Genomic DNA, 26382 nt, shown 5'->3' with positions numbered 1-26382 from the left:
CAAATATTTCCTCCAAGTATCGCTTACCCGGATCCCAGACCAAATATGACGGAGATCCTGATGAATATCGCTACCAAACCTGAAAAAATGGAAGTTACCACCGGACCGCTGCCGGCGTCGCGCAAGGTCTATGTGGAGGGGACGGTCGCGGATAATATCCGGGTGCCGATGCGCGAAATCGACCTGCATCCGTCGGCCAATGAAAAGCCGGTCCCCGTGTATGATACCTCCGGTCCCTATACCGATCCCGATGTGGAGATCGACATTTACAAGGGCCTGGCCCGCACCCGACAGGAGTGGGTTGTGGCCCGCGGTGATGTGGAGGAATATGAAGGCCGGGATATCAAGCCGGAAGATAACGGCAACGCCCAGGGCAAATATCTGGCCCAGGAATTTCCGGTCAAGCACAGGCCGCTGCGCGCCAAGGACGGCCAGGCAGTGACCCAGCTCGCTTATGCCCGGCGCGGCATCATCACCCCGGAAATGGAATATATTGCCATCCGCGAGAATATGGCCCGGGCCGAACTGGCGGAAAACTACACCCCGGACGAATATGCGGAAAGTTTCGGCGCAAGCATCCCGGAACAGATTACGCCCGAATTTGTCCGTGATGAGATCGCCCGCGGCCGCGCCATCATTCCGGCCAATATCAACCACGCCGAAGTGGAGCCGATGATCATCGGCCGCAATTTCCTGGTCAAGATCAACGCCAATATCGGCAACAGCGCCGTGGCTTCGTCTGTGGCCGAGGAAGTGGAGAAAATGGTCTGGTCGACCCGCTGGGGCGCTGACACGGTGATGGATCTCAGCACCGGCCGCAACATCCATAACACCCGCGAATGGATCATCCGCAACTCGCCGGTGCCGATCGGCACCGTGCCGATCTACCAGGCGCTGGAAAAAGTGAACGGGATTGCCGAAGACCTGACCTGGGAAGTGTTCCGCGACACATTGATTGAACAGGCCGAGCAGGGCGTGGACTATTTCACCATCCATGCCGGCGTGCTGTTGCGCTATGTGCCGATGACCGCCAAGCGCGTCACCGGTATCGTCAGCCGCGGCGGTTCGATCATGGCCAAATGGTGCCTGGCCCATCACAAGGAGAATTTCCTCTATACCCATTTCGAGAAAATCTGCGAAATCATGAAGGCCTATGACGTGAGCTTCTCGCTTGGTGATGGGCTGCGTCCGGGCTCTATCGCCGACGCCAATGACGAGGCCCAGTTCGGCGAACTGGAAACCCTTGGCGAACTGACCAAGATCGCCTGGAAGCATGACGTCCAGGTAATGATCGAAGGCCCGGGCCATGTGCCCATGCACAAGATCAAGATCAATATGGACAAGCAGCTGAAAGAGTGTCACGAGGCGCCTTTCTATACGCTTGGCCCGCTCACCACCGATATTGCGCCCGGCTATGACCATATCACCAGCGGCATCGGTGCCGCCATGATCGGCTGGTTCGGCTGCGCCATGCTGTGCTACGTGACGCCCAAGGAACATCTTGGCCTGCCGGACCGGGATGATGTAAAGGTGGGTGTGATCACCTACAAGATCGCCGCCCATGCCGCTGACCTCGCCAAGGGCCACCCGGGGGCGCAGGTCCGCGACGATGCGCTGAGCCGCGCCCGCTTTGACTTCCGCTGGGAAGATCAGTTCAACCTGGCGCTCGATCCGGAAAAAGCGCGGGAATATCACGATGCGACCCTGCCCAAGGAAGCCCACAAGGTGGCTCATTTCTGCTCCATGTGCGGGCCCAAATTCTGCTCCATGAAAATCACCCAGGAGGTGAGGGACTATGCGGCCCAGCAGAACCAGGAAGGCATGATCGAGATGTCGAAAAAATTCCGCGAAAGCGGCTCCGAGATCTACCAGACGGTCGAGGCGAACAAGGAATCCAACAAGGCGATTTGATAAGCCGTTGGTGACCTGTCCGGAAGTTGTCACGGGCTTCAGAATTTTATTCTGAAGCCCGTTTATTTGAGCCTATTCGGCGATTTTGACCTCTTCTCGTAACGGCCAGGAGTCGTATGAAGCCTCCAGGTATTTCTGCTGTTTCCTGCTATCATATCTTTTGTTGATTTTTTTAAGTGTAGCACTACCGTTGCGCCTATCCGACAAAGCAGCAGTCCGCGCCCAGACATATGCGTCTTTAAGGCTCTTCTCTACTCTTTTTCCTTTGAGGTAATAGTTGGCCAGTGTGATCTGGCTATCCAGGTGACCTTCCCTGGCTGCCTTGAGAAGCCAGTTCATAGATGTTTTTTCATCTCTTTGAATGCTGGCGAGAAACTCCGCCGTGTCCTCATTGTCTTCATAAATTTTGGAGAGGACAAAGGAGGCCCTGCCATAACCTTTGTTAGCCAAGCCGTTTAGTAACTCCATTGCCAGTTCATCGTTCACACAAGTGCCAACTCCAAGAATGTTGATCAAGGCAAGAAATAAGGTTTCCTCGTCTGAAGCTACTTTTGACTTTTCTATGAACCAGTCCTTTTGTCGGAGATGCTCAGGATTCTCCGAGTCAAAGGCTTCTCCCGACAGCGGCGGAGGCATCGGGGATTCCCTCAGCATGGAGACATATCTTATCTGAGTAGGTGTGCCTTTTTTTGTTCTCGATTTTTCATAGGGGCTGTGGAGAGATTTTTCTGTAACAACTTTTTCATAGGCGATGTGGAACCATCTTTTGAACCCAATCACCTCGAGAGCTTCCAGCCATTCTTCGAGCGCATTGTCAGGGACCGGTTCTGGCTCTGTATCAATCAAAAACCCTACTTCTACACCCTGAGAATAGTTGTACTCTATAATGGCGTAGCGCCCACCAAAGATCGCTCCCAAACCGTTGACGTTCTCCATTGTTTTGTAACTTTTTTCCGCGAATGCAGGAAGAGACAGAAAGCCGGAAAGGATGAGCAGAAGAGCAAATTTAATCTTCATAGATTCCCCCAATGTGAGTTGTTGTTTGTTCGACAACACAGACTAGCAATTGCTTTTCGAAGGTGTCAACTTTCAGTAACTTCTTTGGCCGGCTGGCGGCGGAGTAATAGACGGTGTCACCCAAGAGCGTTCCAGGGGGCAGATCGTTCCATTCCGGCAGGCTGTCGGCCAGGACTGTTAGGCTGGTTAGGGATGAAATTTCTGCTTTTACGACGAATTAACCTAAATATGCGATAAAGCCTTGTACGGGGACCTTTGAGACTTATATCTGTTATAATATACTGGCAATCTGTTAAAGGTTGTGATATCCGTAATTACAGCAAATAAACCGAATAATATTTCGATTTATTCAAATATATAAAAGTTTGTTTGATTTACCGACGCGGTACGGGGGTATTACCACATCAAGTTCCTTTGATAGCTATTTTCCCACACAGAAATAGCTATCCTCCGTAGGAGAACTGGCTGCAGCTTGAAAAAGCTGCAGCCTTTTTTAATATTATTTTTCAGGGTGAGTCGTTTCTGTAATCCGCCAGCAATTATTCTGCTTTTGCGGGCGGACTGTGCGGTGGGCATGAAAATCGAAATATTCTGCTCTCTCGATATATCGTTCAGATACAAAATTTTGTGATCTATTGTTACTTTTCCGACCGTCCATAAGAAACATAGACTCCTGACAGCGATAAACCCGCTAATAGACTTTTATTTTTTTTAAAATTACGATCAGGCTGTGGAATTTCTGCGGTTTGAGTGCTGGTTGAGGCCTTCCGTCGCAATTTTTTTTCGCTTGGTCTCAGGATAATGTGTGGGTGGTTTGAATGGGGCTAGGATATAAATTCCACAATATAATAAAAGCTCATGCGGAGGAAGCTAGTGAAAGGAACGGAGTATAATCCGGCAGAAAATATCTTCCCGGAAATGGACAAAGGTTATGGAAAATAACCGGAATACAGTTCTGGAGGAGCTCTACAGAGAACATAGCCAAAACCTGAAGGGGTATGTGTATAAATTTCTGCGTTCTGAAAATGAAGCCGAGGAAGTCGCCCAGGAAGCCTTCCTTCGGTTCCATAATGCGAAGAACCCGGAGGAGATACAGTCGCCCAAAGCTTTCCTGTACAGGATTGCCCATAACCTGGCCATGAAAACGCTGCGGCGGCGGAAAATCGTCAAGTTCGAGAATTCCGTGGACGGCGAGCTACTGGACGTCAAATGCGCTGAACCCCTGGCTGATCAGGCCCTGAATTCCAAACAGGAATATCAGTTGTTCTGCGAGGCTGTCGATCAGTTGCCTCCCAAATGCCGCAGGGCTTTTACACTGAGAGTAATAAACAAACATAGCTACAAGGAAATAGCGGAAAAACTCGACATTTCGATCAGTACTGCTGAAAAGCACGTGCTGAAAGGAATGCGGGATTGCCAGCATTATATGAGGCTGCTCCAGAGGCCCCAGACAGCCATCCGGCAGGAAAAAAGAGATGGCAAGGGTGTGAGCGGGGATAATGCAGCGAAAATAAGAATGATACGGTGAGTTATTGTGGACGAAAAAGAAAAACACCAGGATCTGGAAGATCAGGCGCGGCAGTGGTTTATGCGCCTGCAGGAGGACGCCGGCAACGACGAACTCCGCGACCAATTCCTGACTTGGTATGAACAGGATGAACGCCATCGGGAAGTCTATGAGCAGGTTGCTTCTTTCTGGCTCGATGTGGAAGACATGCTGGAGGACGACTTATCGCTTGCCGATATGGATGGTCTTGACTTCAGCGCACTCAAAACAGAGGAAAGTGATGGGGATATATCTCTTTCCGGCAGAGACAGCAGTGATGCAGACGGGACAAATATAACTTACCTGTCGACTGCCGCAGCGACAAAAAACAATGGGTGGGCATTTTCACGGACCTTCGCCCGGATCGCGGCGACGCTTGCGGTGTTGGTGACGGTGGCGATGTCCTATTACGGTTACAGCCGTTATCTGCCTGAAGGCACCTACAGGACGGATGTAGGAGAGCAGAGCCGGATTATCCTTGCCGACGGATCCCATGTATTTATGAACACGGACAGTCTGTTGCGGGAGGAATATACCAAAAATCTGCGCAAGGTGGTGCTGCTCAGGGGCGAGGCAATCTTTGATGTGGAAAAGGACCCCAGCCGCCCGTTTGTCGTCGAGACAGAATATGGAACAGCCCAGGCTGTGGGCACGTCCTTCAGTGTTTATGACCGCGAAGACAAGGTGGAGGTGATTGTCATTGAAGGCACCGTGGCAGTGCATCAGGAATCGGATCTGGAGGAGATTAAACAGACGGCAGAGGGGGGTGAAGATAGCTCTTATTTTGTCACCGGCGGACAAAAAATGTTTGCCTACGACGGACATCTGGGACCCGTTGGACAGGCCAGCCAGCTTGATCTTGAACGTTTGGTTTTCTCCCGACAGGGGAAGATATTGTTCCGGGGGCAGCCTTTGTCGGAGATCGTCAATGAAATGGCGCGCTATACAAATAAGAAAATCATCATAACAGACCAGGCGATAAAACAAATGAAGATGGGGGGTGCTTTTGATATCAATGATTTTGACGCCTTTATTAATGCAGTTGAAGATGCCTTCCCAGTCAAGGTAATAAAGGTGACGCCGTTTGTGACTTTTATAACGGAGGCCTGACCGGTCAACCGATAGCCGGTTCATGTCTGATTGGGGGATTTATATCTAGGGGAAGGTGTTTGCAGTTGGGCAGGAGTAAATTCGTGCGCGCCGGTCGGCTTATGGGCACATTGACGATGGTGTCAATGTATTCGGTATCTCTTGTGCCGCCTGTTTACGCTGCAGAGGAGAACAGGCAGCTGGTTGATTTTTCGATCAAACAGAACAGCCTGGCGGAAGCTTTGTTGATTTTTGCCCGGGTGACCGGGGAACAGATCATCTTTCCCTATGATATAACCAGCAACTACACAGCGGCGCCGCTAAGCGGAAAGCTTGCCACAAATGAAGCTCTCTCTATCTTGCTTCAGGATACCCCATTCAGGGCCTACCGAAATCCGGACAACACGATCATTATTCGTTTCGACAAGGAGCGTGCCCGTGAATTGCGCTTGAAACAGGAAAAGCTGGAGCGTGAGCGGCGCCGGGAAGCAAGGAATATCGCCCTTGATAGTATGGTCCGTTCCCTGGACGAACAGAAGCCCGCAGTTGAAAAGAAACTCCTGGAAGAGCTGGTCATCACCGGGTCGCAGCTAAAGCGACGGGAACTGACCACGGCTAATCCTCTCTCAATCGTCGATGCGGAAATGATTTCCACTACCGGAACGGTGAATGTGGAAAATGCGCTGAACCGCTATCCCCAGGTCATTCCGGGACTGACGGCACATTCCAATAATCCCGGCAACGGGACTGTCACTGTAGACCTGAGGGGGCTTGGACCGGTGAGAACACTGGTTCTGGTCAACGGCCGGCGCTATGCGCCCAGCGACGAAGATGGCGTAGTCGATCTCAACGCCATACCCACTATTCTTCTGGAGCAGGTTGAAATCGTTACCGGCGGGACGTCGGCGGTCTATGGATCCGATGCCATATCCGGCGTGGTAAATTTTGTCCTGAAAGATGATTTCAACGGATTTCTGGTTGACGCCCAGCAGAAAGTCTCCAGTCAAGGGGATGCAGACAAGGCAAACTGGGATATGGTCTATGGTCAGGAGATTGGACAGGGCAGGGGGAATTTTTTCTTCCATATCGGTTATCTCGAGCGGGAATCCCTGTTGCAGGAGAGCCGCGATTTTTCCACCTTCGCCTTGACGGATTATTATATTGAACCGGGTAGCGTGGATGAGAAATATGGTTTTGGAATTCCCCTGTCGCCGGACGAAGGGGGAATCCCGGGACTGGTTCGGTCCGGGAGTTCGGCGATCCCGGACACTCTTATTTATGATGTGTCAGGATCGGGACCGTATCCGGGGCTCTCTACTTTTACGCCTGAAGGAGAAATCAAGACTTATGACCGCCTGACGGATGCCTATAACTATGCACCGGCCAACTACCTCCAGGTACCCCAAAAAAGGTGGATGATTACCTTTGGCGGCGATTATGATCTGTCAGAGTCAGCCAATGTGTACCTGCAGTCGATTTATGTTCACAACAGGGTGGATACTGAACTGGCCCCGACGCCGGCATTTATCGGCGATGTGACTGTCCCTGTTGAAAATCCTTTCCTGTCCGACCAGGCAAAACTGGCGTTGCAGGGAATCGACTGGTATGGAACCGGGACTCTGATGCAGGCACGCGACAGTATGGGCGCCCTGTTGTTTGACCTGAATGGTAACCCAGTACAGGCTCGACAGGCCTTGTCTCTGGTCTACGATGGTCAGGGCAATGTAGTCGGCTCGGAACCGCTTTGGAATGACGATGGGACACCGGTCGCCGTTGTGGGCGTACCTGACGAAATGACTTCCGGCAGGCTGCTTTTTGAGAGTGACGGCAAGGCCTTAATTCCTTTTCTGGCGCGCAGGTTTGTTGAAATAGGACCCCGGCGACAGGAAAACGACAGGGATACGTTTAATGTTGTATTGGGGACGGATATAAAATTTTCCGATCATTTGAGCCTGTTGGCCCACTATAATTTCAGCAATTACAGCCACAATGAATTCAGCGTGAATGACATTTCCTCAACTCGGTTAAGACATGCCCTGGATATCGAGATGGTAAATGGGAAATATGTATGTGCTGATGAGGCAGCACGGGATGACGGGTGCTTTCCGGTCAATATTTTTGGCCAGGGAAATGTAACAGGTGCAGCTGCGGATTACATAAGCATTGATGTGCTAAGCAAGACAAAATATCAGCGCCATGTCGCAAGCCTGGCGTTATCTGGCAACATTGCCAAAGCCCCCCTGGAGGATATGAAATATCTGATTGGTGTGGACTGGCGCAGGGAATCCCTCCGTCGATCGATAGATGATTATTTGTCCAGTGATGATTCACTGGGATTTAATCAGAGCCAGAATCTTAGCGGCGCCTATGATGTGGTCAGCCTGTTCGGCGAATTCAGCATTCCTTTGCTGGCGCAGATGTCGGGCGGACAACAGCTGGAGGTATCGGGCGCCTTTCGTTTTTCCGAGTTTAGTACCTCGAGCAGCGCGGTCTCTTTTGCCGGGGGGATATTCTGGAAGCCAACAAAGAACTTGAGTTTCCGGGGCCAGTTTCAGCGTGCTGTCAGGGCTCCCAGTATAAGTGAACTTTACACGGCAACTTACGAAAATTTCCTTCCCGCATCTGACCCCTGTGCGGATAGTTTTTACGATGTCTACGGCGACATAGATACCTTGTGCGAAACAACGGGGGTACCGATTGGTCAGACCGGAAAATTTTCGCCGGTGAGCAGTCAGGTTAGAAGTGTTTACGGTGGTAACCCTAATCTCGAGGAGGAACATTCAAATACATTTACTCTTGGTGCTGTGTTTGAGCCGGACTTTATTGAGAACTTCCAGGTGACGTTGGATTATTACAACATAAACATCTATGACATGATAGATGTTTTGGCCGGAGGCACCAGCAATGTTCTGGAGCTCTGCTACTCCGGTTCAGATCCCAATAACCCCTATTGCAATGCGATCCATCGCCTGGATGGTGGCAACATAGACTATGTGGAAGCCCAACTGACAAACCAGGGAAAGGCAAAAACCTCAGGCCTCGACGCCCAGATGTTTTTTTACACTGAACTGGGGGGCGGTTTGATGAGCAACAATGACAGCCTGGATATCTATTTTCAGGGCTCTTTCGTGTTCGATTATAAGCTCCAGGCTGCGAACGGACTGGTTGGCTATGATTGTGCCGGTTACTTTGGTCTGCATTGCGGCGATCCTCATCCTAGGTTCCGCTTCACACAAATGACCACATGGAATACTGGCCCCATGAGTCTGACCGTGAGGTGGCGATATCTCAGTGGTGTCAGGACAGGTAGCCAGTTAAGCGGGATTGATCCTGCGGATCTGGCGGTGCCGGCGCTTTCCGCTGAACATTATTTTGATCTGTATTTGAAATATCACATCGGGGAAAATGTGACATTGCGTGGTGGTGTGGATAATTTATTCAACAATCAGCCAACCCCAGTCGGCGAGAGCCAGCAACAGGCCAATACTTTCCCCAATTTCTATGATGTTCTGGGGCCTTATATGTATTTCGGCGTGGAAGCACGTTTCTGAAATCACACAGTTTTTTACAATTGCCGAAGAAAATTTTGAATAGGGTTAGCGGGTTTTACCTCCCCGGGGGTCATATCTTGTGAAACCTGAAGCGTGTTGCCTGCGCTTTTGGAAACACCTAACCCTAGATAGTTATTAGACCACACATTAATAGCTATCCTCCGTAGAAGGGCTGGCTGCCGTCCTCCGGGCGGCAGCCTTTTTTTCTGTTAATCTCCCTTGGCTTTTCAGTTGACCTCACCCGGGCGTCAGAGTATTCACTGGACAGAAAATTGAGTAAAGGATGCCCCCTGATGACTGAAAAAATCAATAAAGTGGTGCTGGCCTATTCCGGCGGTCTGGATACCTCGATTATCCTGAAATGGCTGCAGGAGACCTATGACTGCGAAGTGGTGACTTTCACCGCCGACCTGGGCCAGGGTGAGGAACTGGAGCCGGCCCGCAAGAAAGCGGAAATGTTCGGCTGCAAGGAAATCTATATCGAGGATCTGCGCGAGGAATTCGTCCGCGACTATGTGTTCCCCATGTTCCGGGCCAATGCCCTTTATGAAGGGGTTTACCTGCTCGGCACCTCCATCGCCCGCCCGCTGATTGCCAAGCGCCAGATCGAAATCGCCAAGGCCACTGGCGCCGATGCGGTCTGCCACGGTGCGACAGGCAAGGGCAACGACCAGGTGCGGTTCGAGCTCGGCTATTATGCCCTCAACCCGGACATCAAGGTCATCGCTCCCTGGCGCGAATGGGACCTCAACAGCCGTACCAAGCTGATCGACTATGCGGAAAAGCACCAGATCCCGATCGCCAAGGACAAGCGCGGCGAGGCGCCGTTCTCGGTTGACGCCAACCTGCTGCACACCTCCAGCGAGGGCAAGGCGCTGGAAGATCCCTGGACCGAGGCCCCGGAATATGTCTACAACCGCATTGTGTCCCCGGAGGAAGCCCCCGACACTCCGACCTATATCGAGATCGACTTCAAGAAGGGCGATCCGGTGGCCATCGACGGCGTGAAAATGTCACCGGCTGAAATCCTGACCAAGCTCAACGAACTGGGCGGGGCCAACGGCATCGGCCGTCTTGACCTGCTGGAAAACCGGTTTGTCGGCATGAAGAGCCGCGGTATTTACGAGACACCGGGCGGTACCATCCTGCTGACCGCGCACCGGGGCATGGAAAGCATCACCCTCGACCGGGGCGCCATGCACCTGAAAGACGAGTTGATGCCGAAATATGCGGAACTGATCTACAACGGCTTCTGGTTCTCACCCGAGCGGGAAATGCTGCAGGCCCTGATCGACAAGTCCCAGGAGCATGTGGAAGGCACTGTACGCCTGAAACTCTATAAGGGCAGCGCCACCCTGGTCGGCCGCAAGTCACCCAAGTCGCTGTACAGCATGGAGCATGTGACCTTCGAGGAAGACCAGGTGTATGACCAGCGCGATGCGGAAGGCTTCATCAAGCTCAACGCCCTGCGCCTGCGCCTGCAGAAAAAGCGTGGCGATGCGGACATTCCGCCGGCCTATGAATAAGAACTGAATTTAGCAAAAGAAAAGGCCGGGCAAATCCCGGCCTTTTTTAATGGAGATGTTTCCAGATCAGGCGTTGCGCTTGCGGGCAATCCCCAGGCCGATAAGGCCGAGACCCAACAGGGCCAGCGGGGCCGGTTCCGGCACTTCGACATCGCCGAGTTCGCCGTGCAGGCGGAAGGCCATGTCCCCGGTAACAGAAGCCAGGTGGGAATAGGTTTCACCACTGAACTGTGCCATTCTGTCATCGATAATGTTATCCAGGCCTGTCTGGCCCAATGTATAGCCGGTTCCGGACATGCCGATCCAGAAGCTGCCGGCGTCAAAGGCGAAGTCAAATTCGGCGTATTTGCGGCTAACCGAAACCAGGGAGGTGGCTTCGGTGTCGATGGTGGCGATCTCTGAATCAATGCTGGTGATCAGGGCGCCCGGTAGCCCGCCATCATCGGCCCAGATCCTGATGGTGACCGCACCGCCGACGCTGCCATACCCATCATAACTGAAGATATCTATCCCGGTCAGTGTGCCACCTTGGCCGAAATTTACGATTTCCGCGAAGTTCTGACCGTCCGAATTGTTTGTCCAGGTGTTGCTGGTTGAGCTTCCCCCCGTTGTATCGGGGCTCTGGTCCCAGATAACGGTCGCGTCGGCAGACAAAGCTCCTGCGAGGGCGAAGCTTGCTGCCAGCAAACCGGCTTTAATGGTTTTTGCGATACTCATATCAATTTTCCCACTCGTTAAATTATATGTCCTCGGACACTAGCAATTACTGTGCCAATGAAATAGTCTCATAATATTAGTGGGTTAGAATAAAAGACATAATGGAAAGTGTAAGGAATTCTGACATTTGTCAGGTTTCTTTACATCATTGCATATGCATATATATGACGCCTGGTTCACGGCTTACAGAGGCATTTTTACTGGTCTGTGCCTTCAGAAAAGAGAGACATAAGTCAATATCGTAAGGTGTTGGATATTGCTTCTACAGCGAGGGTAGCCCATAGCCCAGGTCAATAAAAAAGGCTTCGTTGAGCTGGCGCTCACTGATGACAAATTGCTGGCCGCCCCTGAGGTATTTCATGCCCTGTTCATCGGCATGCACTGTCCCAATCACGCTGGACGGCTGTCCCTCATTGTAACAGGGCAGATAAAGACTTTTGGCAAGGAATGTTGCGCCGGAGGCGAGCACCACTGTCTGGTCGGTATAAAGGCCGCAGGGAGTGGTGATGGCGGCGCTTATCAGTGGCTGCAGTTGTGCGGCGTCCCGCGGGCTCATGATGTCGTCAAAATATTGTCCGGAGGCGGCAACCCCAGTAGTCTCATCGAACAGGGTGCTGGACAGCCGCAGTCTCAGGCGCCCCTCCGGTGTCAATTCGGTAACAGAAATATATTTTGCCTTGCCGCCGACTTTGGTCAGGCTGAAGTCCTTGCGGGCCGGGGGGGCATTTTCCGGACTACCCCTGAGTTCTTCCCACAGGGACAGCATTTCATCGTGCAATGGAAGAGCAGTTTGCCTGAACTCTTCAATATCCATTAATCGCAGTAAACGATCGCCTGGCATTAACTTTCCTAATTATTCTATATGCGCTAGATCGGGGCAAAGTTAAGCCAGGGCAATGGCGGTTGCAAGAGTTATATTTGAGGAAAATCTTATATGGGGGACAGGCGGACCGACACACCGTTGAGGGCGGAGGTCCCGGCGATCGGATCACGCTGCATCTCATCGGTAAAATCATTCACGCTCACGCCTGCATGTTCCGCAGCGACGGCTAGACGGAGGCCCGCACGGTTGTGGCCCCAGCCGTGGGGCAGGCTGACGGTCCCGGGCATCATCTCTTCCGAGGCTTCCACCAGAACTTTTTGCTTGGCCACCCGTGACTGAAGCAGGGCATAGTCCCCATCGGTAAGCCCGCATCTGGCCATGTCATCCGGATGCACCAGCAGGGTGCAGCGCTCCTTGCCTTTGACCAGCCGTTCGTAATTGTGCATCCAGCTGTTGTTGGAGCGCAGGTGGCGCCGACCGATCAGCAACAGACCTTCTTTGGGACGTGAGGTGAGGTCCTTGAGGAACGCGGTCAGGCCTTCGCGGATCAGGTCTGGAAGGCAGTCGATCTTCTGTCCCCTGGTTCGCAGTTTTTTCAGCAATCCTGGCTTCAGCGGGCCCAAGTCGATGCCGTGGGGACTATTTTGCAGCTTTTTGAGGCTGAGGCCCGCCTCTGCGCGGCGGCGTTTGCCATAGGGGCCATAGGCGAGACTGAGATTGACCATTCGGGCCGGGGCGCGGCTTCTGGTCGTGACCGGGGCATCCATCTTTGCCGTCATGCGCCGGGTCAGCTGGTCGAAAATTTCCCATTCATGCAGCGTCCCCTCCGGCTTGTCAAAGACCGCTTCGCTGTAGCGGGTAACATTGCGTACGGCCAGCGCCAGGAAGCTGATGTCATAGTGATCATGTTCCAGCGGCGCCGTTGGCGGCAGGATAATGTCGGCATGGCGGGTAGTTTCATTGAGGTAAAGGTCGATCGACACCATGAAGTCCAGTTGCTCGAGCGCGTCATCCAGCTTGCGGCCGTTGGGGGTGCTGAGCACCGGATTGCCGGCCGTGGTAATCAGACCCCGGATCTGACCGTCGCCCGGGGTCAGGATCTCCGTGGCCAGCTCCGAGACCGGCAGTTCGCTGCAGGCTTCCGGCAGGTTATTGACCCGGCTGCGCCAGCGGCCGTAGCCGCCGGGGCCCATCAAACGCATGCCGACCAGATCGACAGCCGGATCAGTGACGAGGGTGCCGCCGACCCGGTCCAGGTTGCCGGTGACGATATTGATCATCTGGATCAGCCAGTGATTGAGGGTGCCGTTCTCGGTGACACTGACGCCAAGCCGCCCATAGCAGGCGGCCTTGCCGGCTGTCGCCAGGTCGTCGGCAATCGACTGGATATCCCCAACTGCAATGCCGCACGAGGCGGCGCAGTCGGCTATCTCAACGGAGGCCAGCATATCCTCTACCTGGTCCAGCTTTTCCAGATGGCCTGACAGGTGCGATCGTCGATCCGGATTGACCGTCTCCAGCAGGATTTTCAGCAGGGCCAGCAGCAGGGCGGTATCGCCGCCCGGCCGGATGAAATGATGGTGGTCGGCCATCCGGGCGGTTTCGCTGCGGCGCGGATCGATGACGACGACTTTGCCGCCCCGCTCCTGGATCGCTTTGAGACGGGCCTTGACATCCGGACAGGTCATCATGCTGCCGTTGGACACCAGCGGATTGGCGCCCAGGATCAGCATATAGTCGGTATGATCGATATCCGGCACCGGCAGGAGGAACTGATGACCATACATCAGGTAGCTGACCAGCTGGTGCGGCAACTGGTCGACGGACGTGGCGGAATAGCGGTTTTTTGTGCGCAGCATTTTATAGAAAAGGGGGCCGTGGGTCATGGCGCCCAGGTTATGCACATTGGGATTGCCGAGATAGATGCCGAGGGAGTCAGGGCCGTGGGCCTCGCGCAGGCTGAACAGGCGTTCGGTGACCTCGTCCAGGGCCTCGTCCCAGCCGATTTCCTGCCAGCCATTCCCGATTTTCTTCAGGGGCCGGCGCAACCGGTCCGGGTCGTCCTGAATGTCCTGGAGGGCGACGGCCTTGGGGCAGATATGGCCACGGCTGAAAGGGTCGTCCCTGTCACCGCGGATCGAGACAATCTCCCGGTCCCTGGTCTTGATTTCCAGTCCGCAGATGGCCTCGCACAGCGGGCAGGCCCGATAGATTGTCCGTTCCATATCAATGTCCCCAGTTTTGTCTGCTTAGAAGTTGGTCTCCCTGTACTAAGATACTTCTTATTGTACTACTTCAAACAGGCCGGCGGCGCCCATGCCGCCACCGACGCACATTGTCACCACCACATATTTGGCGCCGCGGCGCTTGCCTTCGATCAGGGCATGGCCGACCATGCGGGATCCGCTCATGCCGTAGGGGTGGCCGATGGAAATGGCGCCGCCGTTGACATTGTAGATCTCCGGATCGATGCCGAGATGATCCCGACAGTATAGCGCCTGCACGGCAAAGGCTTCGTTCAGTTCCCACAGGCCGATGTCATTGATGGTCAGGTCCGCCTGGCTCAGCAGCTTGGGAATGGCATAGATCGGGCCGATCCCCATTTCTTCCGGCGGGCAGCCGGCCACGGCCATGCCGCGATAGATGCCGAGCGGTTCGATGCCCTTTTGTTCGGCGAGCTTGCCTTCCATCAGTACACAGGCGGAGGCGCCGTCAGACAGCTGGCTGGCGTTGCCGGCGGTAATAGAACCGCCTTCGATCACCGGCTGCAGCGACTGCAGGCTCTCCAGGGAGGTTTCCGGCCGGTTGCCCTCATCCTTTTCCAGGGTCACGGCGACTTCGGAGACCTCACCGGTTTCCCTGTCCTTGACCAGCTTGACTGTCGGCAGGGGCACGATCTCATCATCGAATTTGCCTTCATGCTGGGCCATGGCGGTGCGCTGCTGGCTGAGCAGGGAATATTCATCCTGGGCATCACGGCTGATCTTGTATTTTTGGGCCACCACTTCCGCCGTCTGCAGCATGGGCATATAGGCATTCTGGTTGATTTCCAGTACCTTCGGGTCGGCGCTCTCCATCATCCATTTAAAGCCCTGGTTCTGCACCAGGGAAATACTGTCGAGTCCGGCCCCCACTGCGGCATTCATACCGTCACAAATGATCTGTTTTGCTGCTGTGGCAATGGACATAAGGCCGGAAGAACATTGCCGGTCCATGGTCATTCCGGAAACTGTGACCGGCAGTCCGGCTGCGACCGCGGCAAGACGGCCAATATTATAGCCGGAGGTGCCGCAGGGCAGGGCGGAGCCCATGATCACATCTTCGATCTCCGCCCCGTCGAGACCGGAACGTTTGACGGCTTCACGCACCACATGGCCCCCCATGGTCGGCGATTTGGTGTTGTTGAAGGCTCCCTTGAAGGCGCGCCCGATAGGCGTGCGGGCTGTGGATACGATAACGGCGTCTCTCATGATTGTCTCCCGGCAGAATTTTATGGAATGACCGGGAGTCTAAATCAGATAGGGAGACAGGGCAATATAAAAATCAAACGATTGTTTGAATTGTCAAAAAGCTTTATTTAGAGATTTTGAGCGGCAGAGCTGTTGTATATTTGACCTTGGTGACGGCAAAACGGGAATGCACTTCGTTGACCATCTCCATTTTGAGCAGTTTCTGGCGCAGGAAGTTCTCGTAGGCCGCCATATCGGTGGTGACGATTTTCAGGACATAGTCCATGGAGCCGCTGATGGTGTAGCATTCAGTCACTTCCGGATAGACTTCGATCAGTTTCTCGAACTCCTCGAGCGCATTGTCCTTGTGGTGGGACAGTTTCACATTGGCGAAGGTGACAATATGCAGACCGAGCTTTTCCGGATTCAGGATGGCGACCCGGCCGTCGATCAGGCCAAGTTCTTCAAGCCTCTTCACCCGGCGCCAGCACGGCGCGGTAGAGAGCCCCACCTTGTCGGCAAGTTCCGTGTTGGTCAGGCTGGCGTCCTGTTGCAGGGTGGCCAGGATTTTACGGTCAATGTCGTTCAATTTATCAAGCATTATTTTTTCTCAATGTTCTTCAAAAAGGCAAAAATATAGCCAAAACTACTGTAAACAATTCAAAAAAGAAACTTAATTTCGCAAAAAATATGCAAAAATAATTCAAATTTAGGGTTGGTTGAGAAATTGGAGTAGGGCAGTGAAAAAAGATCTTATCTCACTTGACGATAAATATATGCTGGAAAGCGGCAGCGCTTTCATGTCCGGAACCCAGGCTCTGGTGCGTATTCCCATCGTGCAGCGCTGGCGTGACCAGGCTGCCGGTCTGAACACGGCCGGGTTCATTTCCGGGTATCGCGGCTCCCCGCTCGGCGGCTATGACCAGGCCATCATGAAGGCCAAGAAAATCCTGGACGCCAATGATGTTCATTTTCAGCCGGGTCTCAACGAAGAACTGGCGGCCACGGCCGTCTGGGGCACCCAGCAGGTTAATATCTTCAAAGGCGCCAACTATGACGGCGTGTTCGGGATCTGGTACGGCAAGGGCCCGGGCGTGGACCGCACCGGCGATACCTTCCGTCACGCCAATGCCGCCGGCACCAGTCCTCATGGCGGCGTCCTGGCCATTGCCGGGGACGACCATTCCGCCAAATCCTCCACCCTGCCGCATCAGTCCGACCACAGCTTCTATGCGACCATGCTGCCGATGCTCTATCCGACCGACATCCAGGAATTTGTCGAATACGGCCTGCTCGGCATTGCCATGTCCCGCTACTCCGGCTGCTGGACTGCCTTCAAGGTGACCAGCGAGACGGCCGAGACCACGGCGACCGTAGACCTGAGCCGCGAACAGCGGGAAATCCTGTTCCCTGACGCCACCGAATTCGAAATGCCGCCGGGCGGTGTGCATATTCGTCCCAACGATGTGTGGAAAGAACAGGACTACCGCCTGCAGCGCTACAAGCTGTTTGCCGCCCTGGCCTTTGTCAAAAAGAACAAGGTCGACCAGATTGTCATGGACAGCTCAAAGCCGCGCTTCGGCATCATCACCAGCGGCAAGAGCTATGGCGATGTGCGCCAGGCCCTGTTTGAACTGGGTATTGACCAGGACGTGGCCGAGCAGATTGGCCTGCGCGTCTATAAAGTAGGCATGCCCTGGCCGCTGGAGCCGGACGGGGTGCGCAATTTCTGTACCGGTCTTGAGGAAATCCTGATTGTCGAGGAAAAGCGCGAACTGATTGAAAACCAGCTCAAGCAGCAGCTGTTCAACATGCCGGCGGATATCCGCCCGCGGGTGGTCGGTAAATATGACGAGAAGGGCCAGTGGCTTCTGCCGCCGGAAAACGGCCTCAGCGTCGGCCTGATTACCCATGTGATTGCCGACCGGATTTCCCGTTTTTACCGTAACGAGCATATCGAAGAACGGCTCGAATTCTTCAATCGCCGCGAGGACATGCAGAAAAACTATGCGACGCCGCTGGCGCGCACGCCCTATTTCTGCTCCGGCTGTCCCCACAACACCTCCACCAAGGTGCCGGAAGGCAGCCGGGCGGCGGCCGGGATCGGCTGTCACATCATGGCGCTGTGGATGGACCGCAATACGTCCACCTTTACCCAGATGGGCGGCGAGGGTGTGCCGTGGGTTGGTCAGGCGCCCTTTACCAAGGAAAAGCATATCTTTGCCAACCTCGGCGATGGCACCTATTTTCATTCCGGCGTGCTGGCCGTGCGCCAGTCTATCGCGGCCGGGGTGAATATCACCTACAAGATCCTCTATAACGATGCGGTTGCCATGACCGGCGGCCAGCCCCATGACGGTCAGCTGACGGTGCCCGGCATTGCCTCCCAGATGGCCGGCGAAGGGGCGAAGAAAATCTGGATCCTGACCGAGGACCTGAGCCGCTATGACGACCGCAGTGGTATTCCGGCCCATATTCCGGTGCTGCACCGGGACGAGCTGCCCGCCATTCAGGAAGAAGCCCGTAACACCGAAGGCTGCACGGTCATCATTTACGACCAGACCTGTGCGGCGGAAAAACGCCGTCGCCGCAAGCGCGGCCTGTTCCCAGACCCGGATCGCCGGGTGTTCATCAACGACGCGGTCTGCGAAGGCTGCGGCGATTGTTCCGTGAAATCCAACTGCGTCTCTGTCGAGCCGCTGGAAACCGAGTATGGCCGCAAGCGCACCATCAACCAGTCGAGCTGCAACAAGGACTACAGCTGTGTAAACGGCTTCTGCCCGTCCTTCGTCAGTGTCTACGGCGGCAAGCTGCGTAAGACCAGGGCCACCGGCTTTGAAGCGCTGCTGGAGCATATTCCCGAGCCGGCCGTTCCGGAACTGGAGCATGCCTATAACATTATGGTGTCCGGTGTTGGCGGCACCGGCGTGCTGACCATCGGCGCGCTGCTTGGCATGGCGGCCCATGTGGAAGGCAAGGCCAGCTCGATCCTGGATATGGCCGGCCTTGCGCAGAAGGGCGGCGCGGTGCTGTCCCATGTGCGGCTTGGTCCGGATATGAATGAACTGCGCACCCCGCATATCCTGACCGGCGGTGCGCATCTGCTGCTGGCCTGCGACATGGTGGTGGCGGCAAGCCCGCAGGCTGTAGAGGCCATCCAGAAGAACAAGACCCGTGCGGTGATCAATGCGCACCGGATCCCGGTGTCGTCCTTCGTCGAGCACAACAATATCGACTTCAAGGAAGAGGCGCTGAAGAAAGCCATTGCCGAGCACACCAAGGACGACGGTCGTTACTTCATTGAAGCCACAGAAATTGCCACCCATCTGCTGGGCGATTCCATCGCTACCAATATCTTCATGCTGGGCTATGCCTGGCAGAAGGGCCTGATTCCGCTGGGCTATGAGTCCCTGAAACGGGCCATCGAACTCAACGGCGTCGCCGTGGAGCAGAACCTGAAAACCTTTGCCTGCGGCCGGCTGGCCGCCCATGCTCCGGAACAGGTGGAAGAGGTGGTCCGTCCGCTGCTGGATCCGTCCAGCCACGAACATATCGCTGATACCCTGGATGAGGTGATTGAGAAGCGGGAGAATTACCTGACCGCCTACCAGAATGCGGCCTATGCCCGCAAATATACCGACCTGGTGAACCGGGTGCGGGCGAGAGAGTCTGAGTTATTTGGTCGGGTGGGCGATCTCAGCGAGGCCGTGGCCCGTTTCTACCACAAGCTGATGGCTTACAAGGATGAGTATGAAGTGGCGCGGCTGTACAGCAACGGCAAGTTCCTGAAAAAGCTGGAAGCCCAGTTTGAGGGCGACTACAAGCTGCAGTTCCATCTGGCCCCGCCGATCCTGGAGAAGAAGGACAAGGCCACCGGTCTGCCGAAAAAACGCGAGTTCGGACCCTGGATGCTGAAAGCTTTCGGTGTGCTGGCCAAATTCAAGGGCCTGCGCGGCACTGCCCTCGATATTTTCGGTTATACCGAGGAGCGTCGCCAGGAGCGCCAGCTGATCAGGGAATATCAGCTGGTGGTGGAAGAGATCATGAAGCGGCTGAATAAAGATAATTACCAGCTGTGCGTGGACATTGCCTCTTTCCCGAAAGACATCCGCGGCTATGGCCATGTCAAGGAGCGCAACCTCCACGAACAGAAAGAGAAGCTTGCCGGTCTGTTGAGTGACCTGGAAACCGGCGCCGTTTCTTCTGCTGCCAAAACCGAAGAGAAAATCCCGGCCTGAATGCCGGGCACACAAACCGCAAATCTGCACCAAAAGAGAAAGTCAGAGTGATGATCGAAGCAAACCAGTTCAAAGGACACGAACAGCTTGTTTACCTGCACGACAAGGAAACCGGCATGAAGGCGATTATCGCCATGCACGACACCACCCTCGGCCCGGCGGCCGGTGGTTGTCGCATGTGGCCCTATGACAATGAAATGGACGCCATCGCCGATGTGCTTCGTCTTTCCCGCGGCATGAGCTACAAGAATGCCGTGGCCGGTCTGGACCTGGGCGGCGGTAAATCCGTCATTATCGGCAATCCCCACAGCGACAAGAGCGAGGAAATGTTCCGCGCCTTCGGTCGCATGGTGGAAAGCCTGGGAGGTAAATATATTGCTGCGGAAGACGTTGGTATTTCCGTGGAAGATATGGAAACCGTCGCCCGGGAAACCAGCCACGTGATCGGCCTCAGCGAAGGCGAACATGCCTCCGGCGATCCGTCTCCCTTTACCGCCGAGGGCGTCTTCAATGGCATTCGCGCCGCTGTCAAATACAAGTTGGGCAAGGAAGACATGGACGGCATGACCGTTGCCGTCCAGGGCCTGGGTCATGTGGGGTATTACCTGTGCCGCTTCCTGCATGAAGCCGGGGCGAAACTGGTGGTGTCGGACATTCACCAGCCGTCCATCGACCGCGCGGTCGCCGAATTCGGCGCCACGGTCGTTGCCCCCGCTGAAATCCTGTCGGTGGACTGTGATGTGCTGGCGCCCTGCGCCTTGGGCGCGGTATTGAATGACGATACCATTCCCACCCTGAAAACCGCGATTGTTGCCGGGGCCGCCAATAACCAGCTGGCCCGCGACGAACACGGCCGTATGCTGAAAGAGCGCGGTATCCTCTATGCACCCGACTATGTGATCAACGCTGGCGGCATCATCAATGTCTCCGCCGAGGCGCGCGGCAAATATGATGTGGATTGGGTGCGTGAAAAAGTGTCCAATATTTACAATACCCTGATGACCATCTATCGTCGCTCGGACGAAGAGAACCGCCCGACCAATGTGATTGCCGACGAACTGGCCGAGGAAATCATTGAGGCGGGCCGTGTGCGCAACCGGGCGGGCAAAGCAGCCTGATTGGGCAATCAGAGGGGAACCTGATGAGTGAGACTTACAAACCCGGCGCTGTCGACCTGACCGGGGAAGATATCCACTGGGACCAGGATGTCAGCTACGGCCAGTATCTTGGTCTCGACAAGTTGCTCGACTGCCAGACCCTGCGCAGCGACCAGCATGACGAGATGATGTTTATCATCATTCATCAGGCCTCCGAACTGTGGATGAAGCTATCGATCCATGAACTGACTGGCGCCATGGAACAGATCCGCCGGGATGAGCTTGGCCCGGCGTTCAAGATGATCAGCCGCATCGCCCGCATCCAGGAACAGCTGATTCAGTCCTGGAACATCCTCGCCACCATGACGCCGAGCGATTACCTCAAGTTCCGGGACTCGCTTGGCCAGAGCAGCGGGTTCCAGTCCTACCAGTACCGGATCATCGAATTTTCGCTGGGCAACAAGAACCCGGGCATGGTCGAGGTGCACAAGGCTCATCCGGAAATCTACCGCCAGGTCAGGGCGGCACTGGATACGCCGAGCATTTATGACCTGACCCTGAAGCTGCTCTATGATCGTGGCTTCAATGTTCCCACCGACAAGCTCAGCCGGGACTGGAGCGAGCCCTATGTGGCCTCCGCAGAGGTGGAGCAGGTCTGGCAGCAGGTTTACGCCATGGCCGACAAATACTGGGATCTTTATGAGCTGGCCGAAAAACTGGTCGACCTGGAACATCGGTTCCAGAGCTGGCGCTTCAGCCACCTGAAAACGGTGGAGCGGGTGATCGGCTACCGGCGCGGCACCGGCGGCACCGGCGGGGTCAGTTATCTGTCCAAGGCGCTCGAGCTGCAATTCTTCCCCGAACTCTGGTCGGTCCGCACCTCACTCTGAACGGATCAGGGCCTCTAGTTTCCGGAACAGCAGGCTGTCCGGCCGGTTGAGTTCCATGACAATATCGAAGTGATTGACGACGGGGAGTTCAAAACATTCCCCGCTCGCGCCTTTTGCCAGCATGGCGCGGAAATAATCCTCGCTCTGGCGCTTGAACTCGGCGGTTTCATTTTCGCCATAGGTCACAAGTATCGGGCAGCTGTGCTCCGGCAGGTGAAACATCGGGCTGCAGGCCTCGGCGGTTGGCTCGTCGAGCCCCAGCGGGTCGTTGACATAGGTATGGACCAGCGGGCGCACGTCAAATACGCCGCTGACGAGCAGGGCGGCCTTCAGCGGGCAGCTGTCAAATCCCCATGCCGGCCAGTCGGTGCTGAGCATCTCCGCGGCGAGGTGGCCGCCGGCCGAGCTGCCGGAAATGGAAACATTCCCGGGGTCACCTTTGAAGTTATGGGCGGTTTTCAGGATGCTGATCAGGCCGCGTCGGGTCTGCTCGATGATCTCCGGCATGGTGGCTTCCGGCGCCAGGGTATAATCGAGGGCAATGAAGATGATATCCTGGTCGATAAAATTGGGGGCGGCAAAGCTGCTTTCCAATTTTGACAGCATCTGCCAGTAGCCGCCGTGGATAAACACATGGACCGGGAAGGGGCCGTCGCCGTCGGGGACGAAAACATCCATGACCGAGCGCTCCTCCGGCCCGTATCTGACGTCGGCCAGCAGGTTTTTGGCGCAGGCTTCCCGGCCTTTTGCGCTGAGCTCATTATACATCTTGATATAGACTTTGATGTCGTCAATGCAGCTGCTTGGCGAATATTCCCGCTCAAGTTTTTCCCTGTCCCAGTCGCGCCAGATATCTTTCGCCACAGTCTTTTGATCCCCATAAAATTTTTAACTGTTTATTCCGCCCACAGGCGCAGTTTTTGCTGTTTTTTCCTGTCAGAAAAAAATTACTGACAGGAAAAAGAATGGTAAATTTTCCCGTGGGGTTAAAAGATAGATGATGCTTCAGGGGTTGTCATTGGCAGAATTGAAAATGAGAGTTTTGATAAGGAGTAGTGCTGAATGCTGACCCGGGAACAGTTTGAAGATCTGGATCGCACCGATCCCCTGGCATCCTTTCGCGCGGAATTCGAGTTACCTGAAGATGTGATTTACCTGGATGGCAACAGTCTTGGACCGCTGCCGAAAAGCTCGAAAGAACGCGCCCGCCGGGTGGTGGAGCAGGAATGGGGCCGGGACCTGATTAAAAGCTGGAACAAGGCCGGCTGGTTCGAGATGGGCCAGCGGATCGGGAATAAGATCGCCGGTCTGATCGGCGCCGATCAGGGCGAGGTCATCGTCTGCGACAATACCAGCCTCAACCTGTTCAAGGTGCTGAGCCTGGCGCTCGACATGAAGGCGGACCGGCGCAAGATCCTGATGGAAGGCTCCAATTTTCCCACCGACAATTATGTGGCCCAAGGCCTGTGCAAGCATCTTGGCTATGGCCATGAGGTGATTTTTGCCGAGCGCGAACAGCTGATCGACGCGATTACCGAGGATGTGGCCGTGGTCTCGCTGGTCCATGTCCATTACAAGACCGGGCAGATCCTGGATGTGAAAGCGATCATGGAAAAGGCCCGCTCTGTCGGCGCGCTGGTGGTCTGGGACCTGGCCCATTCCGCCGGGGCGGTGCCGGTGGACCTGGGCGACTGGAAGGCGGATTTTGCGGTTGGTTGCGGCTATAAGTATCTCAACGGCGGGCCGGGTGCCCCGGCCTTTGTCTATGTGGCCAAACGTCACCAGGGCCGGTTCCGGCAGCCGCTGGACGGCTGGTGGAGCCACAAGGCGCCGTTCGACTTCACCCGCGATTATGAACCGGCCGAGGATATCTGGCAGATGATGACCGGCACCCAGCCGATCCTGTCCATGTCCTTACTGGAGGAAGGCGTCGACCTGATGGCCCGGGCCGACATGGGCATGCTGCGGGAGAAATCGAAACGGCTCGGGGATATGTTCATCCAGTTGGTAGAGGAAAAACTCGACGGCTGCGGCTTCGAGGTCGTCAGTCCCCGCGATGCCGAGGTGCGCGGCAGCCAGGTTTCCCTGACCCATGACTATGGCTATCCCATCATGCAGGCCCTGATCGAGCGCAACATCATCGGCGACTTCCGGGCGCCGGATATCCTGCGTTTTGGTTTCGCCCCGCTTTATGTCCGCTACAGTGATATCTGGGACACGGTCGAAATGCTCCAGGACATCATGCAGAAGAATTTATGGAATTTGCCTGAATATCAGGCAAAGGCTGCTGTGACCTGATCCGTCACGGCATTACTGTCCAACTCGAGCCCTGGTGGAAATGCACCGGGGCTTTTTTTTGCTGCAAAATTGGGTAGGATAAGTAAGTGAAAATTGGGGGCAAATAATGACCGAATCTGCAAAGTTGATATTAATTCACATCCTACTGCCTTTGGCAGGGCTGTCTTTGTTCCTTTGGCTGGCTCATAGGATGAGAAGGGCGCGAATTTCTTCTCCACCAATATTTTCTTTATTTATCGTGTTCGGCTGCTATGGATGGCTGGTTACAATGTTGCTCTACTATTTGATGGATGTGCATGTATGGTCAGGAATGCATTCATTAACGGCCGCATTCATGTTGTTTTTTGCGCCGCTAATCTCGCTAGCCGTATGGTGGTTTGAAAAAAAGCGTTTCCAATTGTCAGCCTACCATAAAAGGGTTTCGCAGTTTGCTTTCTCATATAGTGGGTCGCACGTGACTTTGGCGGCTCTCTTTTATGCGATGGCACATTTTTATGGACTACCCGGGTCCTAAAGAAGGGGCTTCTTGGTTTTTCATTTTAAAACCTCCCCGTTCAGTGTAAGCTTTTGAAAAACAAGGGGTGTGTGTCATGGAAAATTTCTCCACGCTGTCCATAAATTTCATCGAAGTACTGGCCTATCTGTTCCTGTTCGTGGTCGGCACCGGGGTCATCTGGGTCGCCATTCTCTATGTGGTCGACAAGACCCAGACCGAAAGCACGCTCCGGCGCAATTTCCCGGTCATTGCCCGGTTCCGCTATTTCTTCGAGCATCTCGGCGAGTTTTTCCGCCAGTATTTTTTCGCCATGGACCGGGAGGAAATGCCGTTTAACCGCGCCGAACGCTCCTGGTGCTACCGGGCGGCCAAGGATGTGGACAGCACCATCGCCTTCGGCTCCACCCGCGACCTCAGGCCCGTGGGCACGGTCTATTTCGCCAACACCGCTTTCCCCCATCTGGATGAGGAAGTGGTCGAGGCCGGACCGGTCACCATCGGCCCCCATTGCCGCCACCCCTATGAAACTGACGCTCTGGTCAATATTTCCGGCATGAGCTTTGGCGCGCTGTCGGTGCCGGCGGTCCGGGCTTTGTCCCGGGGGGCGAAAATGGCCGGGGTGTGGATGAACACCGGGGAAGGGGGATTGTCGCCCTATCACCTGGAAGGCGGCTGCGACATCGTGTTCCAGATCGGCACCGCCAAATTCGGGGTGCGCAAGCCGGAAGGCGGGTTTGACGAGGACAAGCTGCGCAAGGTTGGCGGCCACGACCAGGTCAAAATGATTGAAATCAAGCTGAGCCAGGGCGCCAAGCCCGGCAAGGGCGGCATCCTGCCCGGCATCAAGGTCACCCCGGAAATCGCCGCAATCCGCGGCATTCCGGTGGGGGAAGATGCGATCAGTCCCAACCGCCACCCGGAAATCAAAAATGTCGGCGACCTTTTGGACATGATCCATTATGTGCGCGACGTGACCGGTAAACCGGTCGGCTTCAAAAGCGTCATGGGGCACGAGAGTTTCTACGTCGACCTGTGCGAGGAGATCAATAAGCGCGGCGAGGAAAGCGCGCCCGACTTCATCACCATCGACAGCGCCGACGGCGGCTCCGGCGCCGCGCCCATGAGCCTGATCGACAATATGGGCGTGCCGATCCGGGAAAGCCTGCCCGAGGTGGTCGATATCCTGAAGAAGCAGGGATTGCGGCAGCGGATCCGGGTCTGTGCCAGCGGCAAGCTGATCACCCCGTCGGAAGTGGCCTGGGCCTATTGCGCCGGGGCGGATTTTGTCAATTCCGCCCGCGGCTATATGTTCGCGCTCGGCTGCATCCAGTCGCTCCAGTGCAACAAGAATACCTGCCCGACCGGCATCACCACCCACAACAAGAAACTGCAATATGGCCTCAATCCGGAAGACAAGGCGGTCCGGGTCTATCACTATGCCAGGAATATGGAAAAGGAAGTGAAGATCATCGCCCACAGCTGCGGTGTGGACAGCCCGCGGCAACTGACCCGGGATCATGCCCGGCTCCGGCTCGGCAACGGCAAGTCGATGGTGATGTCGGAGCTCTATCCGGAACTGGGCATGTAGGCCGCAAAGGCGCAGTTTGTCTCATTTGCCGGGCGTTTTATCTGGTTTGTCTGTACAGGGAGTGCGGTTTTAGGCAGAATGGCTCCAAAGAAAAGAACAAGATACTGAGTTTTTAGGCAATTAAGTAACCGGGTGAAATAACCAGA

General features: G+C 55.0%; 17 protein-coding genes. 10 read left to right on the top strand and 7 right to left on the bottom strand.

The genetic code is table 11. The features are described from left to right. Nucleotides 1-60: 60 nt before the first annotated feature. Nucleotides 61-1911, top strand: a complete 1851-nt coding sequence (gene thiC, locus FIV46_RS03515) for a phosphomethylpyrimidine synthase ThiC (RefSeq protein ID WP_139938425.1) — start codon at nucleotides 61-63, stop codon at nucleotides 1909-1911. Between the two features lie 72 nt (nucleotides 1912-1983). On the opposite strand, the gene FIV46_RS03510 is transcribed toward thiC, so the two are convergent. Beyond that, nucleotides 1984-2928, bottom strand: coding sequence for a tetratricopeptide repeat protein (locus FIV46_RS03510; RefSeq protein WP_139938423.1), 945 nt, complete (start codon nucleotides 2926-2928; stop codon nucleotides 1984-1986). A gap of 931 nt (nucleotides 2929-3859) precedes the next feature. Between FIV46_RS03510 and FIV46_RS03505 the strand changes: the two genes are divergently transcribed. The 4 genes from FIV46_RS03505 to FIV46_RS03490 all read left to right on the top strand — a co-directional run bounded on the left by FIV46_RS03505 (nucleotide 3860) and on the right by FIV46_RS03490 (nucleotide 10640). After that, nucleotides 3860-4456, top strand: coding sequence for an RNA polymerase sigma factor (locus FIV46_RS03505; RefSeq protein WP_139938421.1), 597 nt, complete (start codon nucleotides 3860-3862; stop codon nucleotides 4454-4456). A gap of 6 nt (nucleotides 4457-4462) precedes the next feature. After that, nucleotides 4463-5584, top strand: a complete 1122-nt coding sequence (locus tag FIV46_RS03500) for a FecR family protein (RefSeq protein ID WP_139938419.1) — start codon at nucleotides 4463-4465, stop codon at nucleotides 5582-5584. An 83-nt stretch (nucleotides 5585-5667) separates the two neighbouring features. After that, a complete protein-coding gene (locus FIV46_RS03495; RefSeq protein WP_139938417.1) occupies nucleotides 5668-9114 on the top strand; it encodes a TonB-dependent receptor in 3447 nt (1148 codons plus the stop codon). 293 nt (nucleotides 9115-9407) lie between these two features. Next, nucleotides 9408-10640: an argininosuccinate synthase gene (locus FIV46_RS03490; protein WP_139938415.1), complete on the top strand. Its 1233-nt coding sequence runs from the start codon at nucleotides 9408-9410 to the stop codon at nucleotides 10638-10640. Nucleotides 10641-10706: 66 nt separating this feature from the next. On the opposite strand, the gene FIV46_RS03485 is transcribed toward FIV46_RS03490, so the two are convergent. The 5 genes from FIV46_RS03485 to FIV46_RS03465 all read right to left on the bottom strand — a co-directional run bounded on the left by FIV46_RS03485 (nucleotide 10707) and on the right by FIV46_RS03465 (nucleotide 16230). Continuing rightward, a complete protein-coding gene (locus FIV46_RS03485; protein ID WP_139938413.1) occupies nucleotides 10707-11357 on the bottom strand; it encodes a PEP-CTERM sorting domain-containing protein in 651 nt (216 codons plus the stop codon). 262 nt (nucleotides 11358-11619) lie between these two features. Then, nucleotides 11620-12198 (bottom strand): hypothetical protein, encoded by a 579-nt coding sequence (locus tag FIV46_RS03480; protein ID WP_139938411.1) that lies wholly within the window; start codon nucleotides 12196-12198, stop codon nucleotides 11620-11622. Between the two features lie 89 nt (nucleotides 12199-12287). After that, the gene (locus tag FIV46_RS03475) at nucleotides 12288-14405 is read right to left on the bottom strand and encodes a molybdopterin-dependent oxidoreductase (RefSeq protein ID WP_139938409.1); all 2118 of its coding nucleotides are present in this window, start codon (nucleotides 14403-14405) and stop codon (nucleotides 12288-12290) included. 57 nt (nucleotides 14406-14462) lie between these two features. Beyond that, complete coding sequence (locus FIV46_RS03470; protein ID WP_139938407.1) at nucleotides 14463-15650, bottom strand: acetyl-CoA C-acyltransferase; 1188 nt, start codon at nucleotides 15648-15650, stop codon at nucleotides 14463-14465. Nucleotides 15651-15753: 103 nt separating this feature from the next. Next, nucleotides 15754-16230 carry an Lrp/AsnC family transcriptional regulator gene (locus FIV46_RS03465; RefSeq protein WP_139938405.1) on the bottom strand — a complete coding sequence of 159 codons (477 nt, stop codon included), beginning with the start codon at nucleotides 16228-16230 and terminating at the stop codon, nucleotides 15754-15756. A 139-nt stretch (nucleotides 16231-16369) separates the two neighbouring features. Between FIV46_RS03465 and FIV46_RS03460 the strand changes: the two genes are divergently transcribed. The 3 genes from FIV46_RS03460 to kynA are packed head-to-tail and all read left to right on the top strand — an operon-like array spanning nucleotide 16370 to nucleotide 21854. Further along, on the top strand, nucleotides 16370-19867 hold the full coding sequence (locus FIV46_RS03460) for an indolepyruvate ferredoxin oxidoreductase family protein (protein ID WP_181163038.1): 3498 nt from the start codon (nucleotides 16370-16372) through the stop codon (nucleotides 19865-19867). Nucleotides 19868-19917: 50 nt separating this feature from the next. Then, entirely contained in the window at nucleotides 19918-20985 is a 1068-nt protein-coding gene (locus FIV46_RS03455; RefSeq protein WP_139938639.1) for a Glu/Leu/Phe/Val dehydrogenase dimerization domain-containing protein, read from the top strand. A 23-nt stretch (nucleotides 20986-21008) separates the two neighbouring features. After that, nucleotides 21009-21854 carry a tryptophan 2,3-dioxygenase gene (gene kynA / locus FIV46_RS03450; RefSeq protein WP_139938403.1) on the top strand — a complete coding sequence of 282 codons (846 nt, stop codon included), beginning with the start codon at nucleotides 21009-21011 and terminating at the stop codon, nucleotides 21852-21854. Here kynA and FIV46_RS03445 read toward each other — a convergent pair. Beyond that, nucleotides 21846-22718 carry an alpha/beta hydrolase gene (locus tag FIV46_RS03445; protein WP_139938401.1) on the bottom strand — a complete coding sequence of 291 codons (873 nt, stop codon included), beginning with the start codon at nucleotides 22716-22718 and terminating at the stop codon, nucleotides 21846-21848. The two genes, kynA and FIV46_RS03445, sit on opposite strands and share 9 nt — an antisense overlap. 198 nt (nucleotides 22719-22916) lie before the next feature. Here FIV46_RS03445 and kynU point away from each other — a divergent pair, with 198 nt between their 5' ends. Both kynU and FIV46_RS03435 read left to right on the top strand, forming a co-directional pair. Then, nucleotides 22917-24152: a kynureninase gene (gene kynU / locus FIV46_RS03440; RefSeq protein ID WP_139938399.1), complete on the top strand. Its 1236-nt coding sequence runs from the start codon at nucleotides 22917-22919 to the stop codon at nucleotides 24150-24152. A gap of 590 nt (nucleotides 24153-24742) precedes the next feature. Next, nucleotides 24743-26236: an FMN-binding glutamate synthase family protein gene (locus FIV46_RS03435; RefSeq protein WP_139938397.1), complete on the top strand. Its 1494-nt coding sequence runs from the start codon at nucleotides 24743-24745 to the stop codon at nucleotides 26234-26236. Nucleotides 26237-26382: the final 146 nt, after the last annotated feature.

Source organism: Emcibacter nanhaiensis (genome assembly GCF_006385175.1).
Classification (GTDB): domain Bacteria; phylum Pseudomonadota; class Alphaproteobacteria; order Sphingomonadales; family Emcibacteraceae; genus Emcibacter; species Emcibacter nanhaiensis.
The sequence above is the reverse complement of the archived record's forward strand: the minus strand, read 5'-3'. Positions and strand labels throughout refer to the sequence as shown.

Excerpts from the sequence above, each read along its gene's own strand:
- FIV46_RS03480 (WP_139938411.1), bottom strand. The coding sequence starts at position 12,198 with ATGCCAGGCGATCGTTTACTGCGATTAATGGATATTGAAGAGTTCAGG.
- kynA (WP_139938403.1), top strand. The coding sequence starts at position 21,009 with ATGAGTGAGACTTACAAACCCGGCGCTGTCGACCTGACCGGGGAAGAT.
- FIV46_RS03475 (WP_139938409.1), bottom strand. The coding sequence starts at position 14,405 with ATGGAACGGACAATCTATCGGGCCTGCCCGCTGTGCGAGGCCATCTGC.
- FIV46_RS03435 (WP_139938397.1), top strand. The coding sequence starts at position 24,743 with ATGGAAAATTTCTCCACGCTGTCCATAAATTTCATCGAAGTACTGGCC.
- FIV46_RS03465 (WP_139938405.1), bottom strand. The coding sequence starts at position 16,230 with ATGCTTGATAAATTGAACGACATTGACCGTAAAATCCTGGCCACCCTG.
- FIV46_RS03455 (WP_139938639.1), top strand. The coding sequence starts at position 19,918 with ATGATCGAAGCAAACCAGTTCAAAGGACACGAACAGCTTGTTTACCTG.
- FIV46_RS03510 (WP_139938423.1), bottom strand. The coding sequence starts at position 2,928 with ATGAAGATTAAATTTGCTCTTCTGCTCATCCTTTCCGGCTTTCTGTCT.
- FIV46_RS03485 (WP_139938413.1), bottom strand. The coding sequence starts at position 11,357 with ATGAGTATCGCAAAAACCATTAAAGCCGGTTTGCTGGCAGCAAGCTTC.
- thiC (WP_139938425.1), top strand. The coding sequence starts at position 61 with ATGAATATCGCTACCAAACCTGAAAAAATGGAAGTTACCACCGGACCG.
- FIV46_RS03490 (WP_139938415.1), top strand. The coding sequence starts at position 9,408 with ATGACTGAAAAAATCAATAAAGTGGTGCTGGCCTATTCCGGCGGTCTG.
- kynU (WP_139938399.1), top strand. The coding sequence starts at position 22,917 with ATGCTGACCCGGGAACAGTTTGAAGATCTGGATCGCACCGATCCCCTG.
- FIV46_RS03505 (WP_139938421.1), top strand. The coding sequence starts at position 3,860 with ATGGAAAATAACCGGAATACAGTTCTGGAGGAGCTCTACAGAGAACAT.
- FIV46_RS03470 (WP_139938407.1), bottom strand. The coding sequence starts at position 15,650 with ATGAGAGACGCCGTTATCGTATCCACAGCCCGCACGCCTATCGGGCGC.